We start from the raw sequence: 7,266 nt of genomic DNA, 5'->3' as shown, positions 1-7,266 counted from the left end.
ACGTGTTATTGCGGCGTTAGCTGTTTTGTGGTCAATAATTATTAAGGTGCCTTAAATGAGAATATTGGTAACTGGCTCTGCGGGTAGGGTTGGGCGAGCAATTTATATTAAGTTAATGCGAACACATGACGTAGTCGGCATTGATAAAGTACCTTGCTCAACAGTCGATTACGTTGGTGATATTCGTGATAGTTCACTGATTGATAAGGCTCTTAAAAATATTGACGTTATCATTCATACAGCGGCAGTTCATGCACCTCATGTTGGTTTAGTTTCTGATTCGGAATTTCAATCAATCAACGTAGATGCGACTGAGAGATTGGCTTTAGCTGGTATAAAAGCAGGTATTAAGCACTTTGTTTTTACCAGTACAACTGCGTTGTACGGCTATGCTTCGACGCCAAAAAGTATTGCTGGCTGGATTGATGAGGACGTTACCCCGCAACCAAAATCGATTTATCATAAAAGTAAAATTGCGGCTGAAACTAAGCTTGAAGAAATTTCAATCTTGTTTCAGCTTCCAGTGACAGTGCTGCAAATGTCGAGATGCTTTCCTGAGCCTGCGGACTTAATGGCAGTTTTTCGCCTTACTCGTGGTATTGATGCTCGTGATGTAGCAAGTGCTCATTTATGTGCTGTGGAAAAACGTTTAAGCGGTTTTAATCGTTTTATAATCTCAGGTGTAACACCTTTTCATCTTTCTGATTGTGAAGCTCTATATACTGAAGCTGAAACAGTTATTAAGCGTAAGTGCCCTGAAATTGCGCTAGCATTTAAACAAAGGGATTGGCAGTTACCTCAAAGCTTAGATCGCGTATATAATTCATCGTCTGCACGAGAGAAATTAGGTTGGTCACCTTTACATGGTTTTGAAAGCGTTTTAGATATGCTAGATACTGAAACAGCAGAAGTATTACCAATTTTGAAACACAGCTAACAAATGCATCAACACGATTTGCTACACTCGGCGTTGTCAGTTTGCCTTTAGTTTCAGTGATTAAGGCGTTAAAATTCAGCTAGGTCTGTATGGTAGCAAACGTGTTATGCAGGCGTTATAAGCAAAGAGGTGTTATGAGAAGTATCGTTATTATTATAGTTCTATTATCAGTTGTCTTGTTTCAAGGTGTTTTAGTGGTTATTTCTGGACTTTCTTCCGTATTTGGTGAACTGAGTAATGGCTTTAATATTTTCGTTGATAACATGGCTAAGCTATCGACTGTGGCTGTATTTTTTTGGGCTTTATATCTATTTCAGGAACAGCGCCGACAAAAAGAAGAAGATACTAGCTTGCTCCGATTAAAGGATTTAAGTTTTCGTTTAATAGACTATGTTGGAGATTCGAAGTTTTCATTTAATCAGGGGACTGCAAATATTTTAATTACATACCTCAGTGCTCTTAAGCAAGAAGCTGATGGTAAAAACTCATCTCAAACTCATTTGAAAGAATATAAACTAGCTTTAGATATTGTCAACGAGTCTTTAAAACATACCGAATTAAAGGATATTATTGGGGTAAAAAGCGAAGGTAAATATAATAATGTTTTAGAGGCTCTGTCTGAACAGTATTTATCCATAGATAGTTTGACGATATTTGACCCAGAGATAATTGAACGTATCAAAAGAGAGAATGGTTCGGGTGTTCATTATGGGATCAGTGTACCTCGTGGCGGAGTTAGGCTGTATCAAATAGAAAAAATAATGGCTTACTTGCAAGAAGTAGATGAAGAAGTTGTTATCGAACATTTGAAGCGTAAGCCGTATGAATTGGGAGATAAACACCATCTCTTTCCAGTTATATATGCATATTATTATTTTTATACAAATAGCTATTTAAAGTTAAGTAATGATATGTGGTTTAAGCATGTTATAAAGTAGGCTAATTTCCAAATTTGCTTATAACAAATGCATCAACACGATTTGCTACATTCGGCGTTGTCAGTTTGCCTTTAGTTTCAGTGATTAAGGCAGTAAAATTCAGGTAAGTCTGCATGGTAGCAAACGTGTTATGCAGGCGTTAAACGCTTCTTTGTAAATTCACAACTTGTGAACCTTGTTTGAAGGTGCTATATTCACATATAGTGAACTTAGAGGTGTTTATGCACGTAATATCAAGAAAACCATTTAGTGATGCGGCGAAAAAGTACCCGAATGATGCTGCGGCCATTGATGCATTATATAAATCATTAAAAAATAATAACTTTTCAAATCCGCTGGAAATGAAAAATGTTTACCCAAGCTTAGATAACTTTAAGTATAAAGATAAATGGTATGTTCTGGATATCGGTGGGAATAATTTACGATTAATGACTTTTATCGAATTTCGAGATAATAGAATGTTTGTTAAGCATATTGTTCCTCACGCAGAATATGACAAATTATGTGCAAAATACGCAAAGGAGTCGAAATGAAAAATTTTAATCAAGTTAAATCAACAGCATTACAATTATTTTCAATGGCTAGTTTTGTCGGTCATATTTCAACGGAAGAAGAATACGCTGAAGCCTTGGAGTTAATGGAAGATCTTATTGAAGAATATGATATCTACAAACCATTAATTGAGGTTTTAGAAGTATCTATCGAACGTTGGGAAGATAGAGCAGATGAATTTGCAGAGTTTAATGCTCGTATTGAGAACTTAGATGATGGTGTGGCAACACTACGTGTATTAATGGATCAGTATCAACTTAAAGCTGATGATTTAAAAGATGTCATTGGAGGTAAAAGTTTAGTTTCAATGATCCTTAATGGTTCTCGTAAGCTAACGAAAGAGCATATTCAAGCTATTTCATCTAAGTATAATATCAGCCCAGCATTGTTTTTTGGCTGCGTTTAACAAATGCATCAACACGATTTGCTACACTCGGCGTTGTCAGTTTGCCTTTGGTTTCAGTGATTAAGGTAGTAAAATTCAGCTAAGTCTGTATCGTAGCAAACGTGTTATGCAGGCGTTATGCCGCTTTTGAAAGGCTTGCATTAATAATTACCGCATTCTATTTTGCTATGGTAATATAATTCTTTTTATTGAGAGTAATACTAAATGAGTAAGCTTAAAGGATTAATCGCTACTTCTCTTCTGCTTTTGAGTGCATCTTCTTACGCTAATGTTAATGAACACGTTAAAAAATCTGGTAATCAATTTTATATTGGTGCTGATTTATCGATGGCTAATAATGTTGAGCTTGAAGTAGGAAGTGGGTCAGCAGAAGAATCAAGTGATTTAGGTTACAACTTTGTCGCAGGTTATGAATTTGATACGCATCGAGTGGTAAAAACTAGTATTGAAGCAGAATATCGAACATTTGGTGAAATTGATAATAGCGGCTCTTTAAGCTCTGATGGGGATGCTTTTTTTATTAACGCTAAGGCTAAATTATTTGTTCTTTATGATTTTGGCAATATCTATTTTGCGCCAATGATAGGTGTTGGCCAAATAGATATTAATGTTAAAGACAGCGCTAATCAAAATTATTCAAAAACAGAAACGGGTTATCAGTTGGGAGCTGAAATTGGAACTCGATTACCGCAAGGTGTGGATTTGAATTTAGGGTATCGAGCAGCATTTACTGAAATAGAAGAAGCCAACTTAACATTAACAGGCTTTTATTTAGGTGCTCGTTATTTCTTCTAAAATCAGCGGCATAACAAATGCATCAACACGATTTACTACACTCGGCATTGTCAGTTTGCCTTTAGTTTCAGTGATTAAGGCGTTAAAATTCAGTTAGGTCTGTATCGTAGCAAACGTGTTATGCAGGCGTTATACGAACTCTGAGAATGCAGTTTTTTGGTTCAGTTCAGCGATTGAACCATTAGCTTTTTAGGTGTGAAAGTAGGGTGGTTTATCTTTTTCTTTGTTGCCTTTTGGTGTTCATTTCATCAGATTCGGCAATTGACCATTATTGCCAAAAGTTCATGGATTTCAGAAACTAATTCACGCTTCAATTGTTCATGGTTTTGCCTCATTTTATTCTGAATCAGTGTTTTCCTCGCAGCATTTTCAATCCCAATTGTGGTTAGGATATTTGGTTTATCAGTTCCAAGCTGGCTGAAACCAAACCGTACAAATGGTGCTAGAAAAAGGATTGTTTCGTTTCACAGTTATTGCTGTTGAAATGATATTTTGCTCGCTTAATTGAGCCTGTCTAATTAAAATCGTTTTACAGCAAATCTTGGTAAATCAGTTCATTACCAAGTTTATCGAAGCGAAAGCAAGACTCGTATAACAAAGCAATCAACACGATGCTATTTACATTCGGCATTCGCGGTTTAGAGTATAATTGGTTTTGTTAGTCAGTCTTTCGCACGTGTTATTGCGGCGTTATATGCCAGAGTGAAAATGGAGTAAATATGTTATTAGATTGGTTAAATGATATGGTTGGCACTGATTGGGCTACATACGTGGGAGTTTTTCTTACTGTCATTGGATTACTTGTTGGTTCAAAAACTATAAAAAAAATAAAACAGAAACAGGCCATCAAAAATGGGACAGGTATACAATCAGGCGGCGATGTAAATATAACAATTGTAGGTAAGGATAAGTAATGCTTGGAGATAAGCAAGTTCAAAAAGTAGATGGTAGTGGAACCGCAATTCAGGCCGGAGGTAATATAAATATTTCCCACTCGAACGGACTCTCATATATGGAGGTTAAAGAGCTTTGTTTGCTTTTCTTACGTGATAACTTTCCAGCATTGCGAGATGAAGCTATTCAAGCAGCTGAAGAAAATGTATCTAAATTTGCAGCGGATCTAGAGAAAAAAATAATTGAAAAATCAGAATTTATTGATGTTAATCGTTTTAAAGATCCTGATGTACAAGCTGCAATAAATGATGCGGTTCAAGCGAGTGCTAGACGAGGAGAAAAAGCTAATCCAGAAACTCTGATTAATCTTCTTACTGAAAAGATATCTAATAGTTCTAACGAATTACTAGATATTGTTCTATCTGAAGCTATTATTGTTGCATCTAAAATGACAAAGGAACAAATAGCATATCTAACATTTATTCATTTTATGACTAATATTGGTGTTAATGATCTACAGCACATTTCACAAATAGAGCGCTATGCGGTATTGGTGGGTAAGTTAAGCAACTCTGGGTCAATAATATCAGACGCTCAAAAACAATATTTGGTTTACACTGGTGTTTGCACAATAGATAACATATCTTCAATTGATATATACAAAGGTTGGATGGAAACATTTTACGCGTATTTTAACTACGCTGATATGGAGGCTTTTAAAGCAGACCTTACGAAGTTTTGTCCTACTTCAAAGCTAATGCTAGATAATTTTGATGCAGACAGTGGTAATGGACAAGTGTCATTAACAACTGTAGGAAAGGCAATTGCTATTGCAAATATTAGTCGAAAATGGCTTTTAGATTATACCATTTGGATCAAGTGAGTTGGCATATAACAAATGCATCAACACGATTTACTACACTCGGCATCTCAGGTTGTCGGGTGTTTCTCATTTTAGGGCGTAAATTTTAAGTATAATTGCTTAGTAGTAAACGTGTTATGCAGGCGTTATGTCAAAGGAGGAAAAATGGACAGTTTAGATGCTAAATTTATAGATAAACAATTAGAAGTTCGGGACTATGTTATTCTGCCAGATAGCTCGGATGATGAGTTTGACTATCTAAATCCTTGCACGGCGGATCTAAAGAAAATTTTTAAACTAAAGTCAAACATTGAGGTAGATATCGTTTCGAATAAAAAGATTCGTCATATTGGACTATATAGTTCAGATATCATTTTACCAGTAATCATCGGAGTATCGGCAAATGTTATTGCTGGAGTAATTCTGTTTTATGTAAACAGGTACTTAAAAGACAGTGACAATGTGCAATGTAAGGTAGTATTTAAAGATAATAAAAAGGGGTATGACAGCGTAGATTTTAAAGGGAGTTGTTCAGACCTCAAAGAAATTTTGCAGGAAATGACTTCCGATGATTGAACTTTATATATTGAAGAGAGATGATTTCAAGGATCAAGTCATAGTGTGGAGAAAGCAAGCTGATGAAATCGTAAACCGTGGATTGAACTTAGCCACAGAGCATGAATTAAGGGAAGTTTTAGAACTATATGAAAAGTGTTTTTGGTTTTATCCTGAACAGAGATACACATTATCGCGATTAATGCATGATATAGGTAAATATCTCAGAGAACGCTATGGGTGCGCTCTCAAGTATTGCGAAGATAGAGAATTATACTACTCTAATTGCCCTAATCATTTAATTCAGTTTGATTTTGGTTTCAGCTTACGAACCATTGAGGAACATGTTTGCTCAATATGCGGAATGCCGCCTATTGAATGCGATCATTTAACTGGTGAAATTTATGATGGCGTCGAGGCTAAAACTCGTTGTAAGCTTGTCGATATGATTACAGCTGACTGGGTTAAGGAGCCGGAAATGCCCTTTGCCAGACTTCGTGAAATGTTAATACTTAGAGTGCAAATTGAAAAAGTCTTAGGTACAGATCCGATTATAAAAAACCTCTTGTATGGTAATGTAATATTAAACTGCGATCATTGTTTACAAAACCAACGCAGTATAATCAACAAATGACATAACAAATGCATCAACACGATTTACTACACTCGGCAATCTCAGTTTGCCGGGTGTTTATCGTTTTAAGGCGTCAATATTAAGTATAATTGCATAGTAGTAAACGTGTTATGCAGGCGTTGTGCGTACTGAGTCCGAAATTTTTTGCACTGTTCGTCAATAGAACCGAGGCTTTTGTAGTTTCGGCTTAGTAAGCGTTCCTTTCTTCTTTGTTGCCTTTTGGTTTTCGTATTATCAGGTTCGGCAAATCAGCCCTTATTTCCCTAAATTCAGGCGTTTCAGAGACATTTTTACGCTTCAATTGTTCTTTGGTTATGCCTCATTTTAGCCTGTATCAGTGTTTTCCTCGTAGCATTTTCAATCCCAATTGTGGTTAGGGTATTTGGTTTATCAGCCGAAAACTGGCTGAAACCAAGCCGTTCAAATGACGTAAAAAATGTATCTGTTTTCCATTCACTTTATCTCGCAATTTAAGAACATTTTGTTCGCTTAATTACTACCGGTAAATTAGAATCAGGGCATAGAAAATCTTGGCAGGGCAGTTCTTTACCAAGCTGGCCAAGCCGAAAGTAAGCACGCACAACAATCGCATCAACACGATTTATTACACTCGGCGTTCTGGGTTTGCCTTGGGTTTTGTGATTAAGGCGGTTAATTCAGGTTGGTTTGCATAGTAATAAACGTGTTATGCCA

Annotated in this window: 9 protein-coding genes; all 9 read left to right on the top strand. The window is 36.2% G+C overall.

The features are described from left to right. Positions 1-55: 55 nt before the first annotated feature. The 9 genes from PVK62_RS16825 to PVK62_RS16785 all read left to right on the top strand — a co-directional run bounded on the left by PVK62_RS16825 (position 56) and on the right by PVK62_RS16785 (position 6,573). Positions 56-937, top strand: coding sequence for an NAD-dependent epimerase/dehydratase family protein (locus PVK62_RS16825; RefSeq protein ID WP_274445522.1), 882 nt, complete (start codon positions 56-58; stop codon positions 935-937). Positions 938-1,071: 134 nt separating this feature from the next. Continuing rightward, positions 1,072-1,875 carry a hypothetical protein gene (locus PVK62_RS16820; protein ID WP_274445523.1) on the top strand — a complete coding sequence of 268 codons (804 nt, stop codon included), beginning with the start codon at positions 1,072-1,074 and terminating at the stop codon, positions 1,873-1,875. Between the two features lie 221 nt (positions 1,876-2,096). Further along, entirely contained in the window at positions 2,097-2,408 is a 312-nt protein-coding gene (locus PVK62_RS16815; RefSeq protein WP_045037622.1) for a type II toxin-antitoxin system HigB family toxin, read from the top strand. Continuing rightward, entirely contained in the window at positions 2,405-2,833 is a 429-nt protein-coding gene (locus tag PVK62_RS16810; RefSeq protein ID WP_045103959.1) for a helix-turn-helix domain-containing protein, read from the top strand. The genes PVK62_RS16815 and PVK62_RS16810 overlap by 4 nt, the downstream gene beginning before the upstream one ends. A gap of 204 nt (positions 2,834-3,037) precedes the next feature. Beyond that, positions 3,038-3,628 carry an outer membrane beta-barrel protein gene (locus PVK62_RS16805; RefSeq protein WP_274445524.1) on the top strand — a complete coding sequence of 197 codons (591 nt, stop codon included), beginning with the start codon at positions 3,038-3,040 and terminating at the stop codon, positions 3,626-3,628. A gap of 719 nt (positions 3,629-4,347) precedes the next feature. Next, positions 4,348-4,542, top strand: a complete 195-nt coding sequence (locus tag PVK62_RS16800; protein ID WP_274445525.1) for a hypothetical protein — start codon at positions 4,348-4,350, stop codon at positions 4,540-4,542. Then, on the top strand, positions 4,542-5,405 hold the full coding sequence (locus tag PVK62_RS16795) for an LPO_1073/Vpar_1526 family protein (protein ID WP_274445526.1): 864 nt from the start codon (positions 4,542-4,544) through the stop codon (positions 5,403-5,405). The genes PVK62_RS16800 and PVK62_RS16795 overlap by 1 nt, the downstream gene beginning before the upstream one ends. 144 nt (positions 5,406-5,549) lie before the next feature. Continuing rightward, complete coding sequence (locus tag PVK62_RS16790) at positions 5,550-5,960, top strand: hypothetical protein (protein WP_274445527.1); 411 nt, start codon at positions 5,550-5,552, stop codon at positions 5,958-5,960. Beyond that, positions 5,953-6,573: a hypothetical protein gene (locus PVK62_RS16785; protein WP_274445528.1), complete on the top strand. Its 621-nt coding sequence runs from the start codon at positions 5,953-5,955 to the stop codon at positions 6,571-6,573. The genes PVK62_RS16790 and PVK62_RS16785 overlap by 8 nt, the downstream gene beginning before the upstream one ends. The last annotated feature ends 693 nt before the right edge of the window (positions 6,574-7,266 follow it).

It is taken from the genome of Aliivibrio sp. S3MY1, assembly GCF_028765575.1.
Taxonomy (GTDB): domain Bacteria; phylum Pseudomonadota; class Gammaproteobacteria; order Enterobacterales; family Vibrionaceae; genus Aliivibrio.
Note: the sequence above shows the minus strand (reverse complement) of the source record. Positions and strands in the feature narration are given on the sequence as shown.

Excerpts from the sequence above, each read along its gene's own strand:
- PVK62_RS16825 (WP_274445522.1), top strand. The coding sequence starts at position 56 with ATGAGAATATTGGTAACTGGCTCTGCGGGTAGGGTTGGGCGAGCAATT.
- PVK62_RS16820 (WP_274445523.1), top strand. The coding sequence starts at position 1,072 with ATGAGAAGTATCGTTATTATTATAGTTCTATTATCAGTTGTCTTGTTT.
- PVK62_RS16815 (WP_045037622.1), top strand. The coding sequence starts at position 2,097 with ATGCACGTAATATCAAGAAAACCATTTAGTGATGCGGCGAAAAAGTAC.
- PVK62_RS16810 (WP_045103959.1), top strand. The coding sequence starts at position 2,405 with ATGAAAAATTTTAATCAAGTTAAATCAACAGCATTACAATTATTTTCA.
- PVK62_RS16805 (WP_274445524.1), top strand. The coding sequence starts at position 3,038 with ATGAGTAAGCTTAAAGGATTAATCGCTACTTCTCTTCTGCTTTTGAGT.
- PVK62_RS16800 (WP_274445525.1), top strand. The coding sequence starts at position 4,348 with ATGTTATTAGATTGGTTAAATGATATGGTTGGCACTGATTGGGCTACA.
- PVK62_RS16795 (WP_274445526.1), top strand. The coding sequence starts at position 4,542 with ATGCTTGGAGATAAGCAAGTTCAAAAAGTAGATGGTAGTGGAACCGCA.
- PVK62_RS16790 (WP_274445527.1), top strand. The coding sequence starts at position 5,550 with ATGGACAGTTTAGATGCTAAATTTATAGATAAACAATTAGAAGTTCGG.
- PVK62_RS16785 (WP_274445528.1), top strand. The coding sequence starts at position 5,953 with ATGATTGAACTTTATATATTGAAGAGAGATGATTTCAAGGATCAAGTC.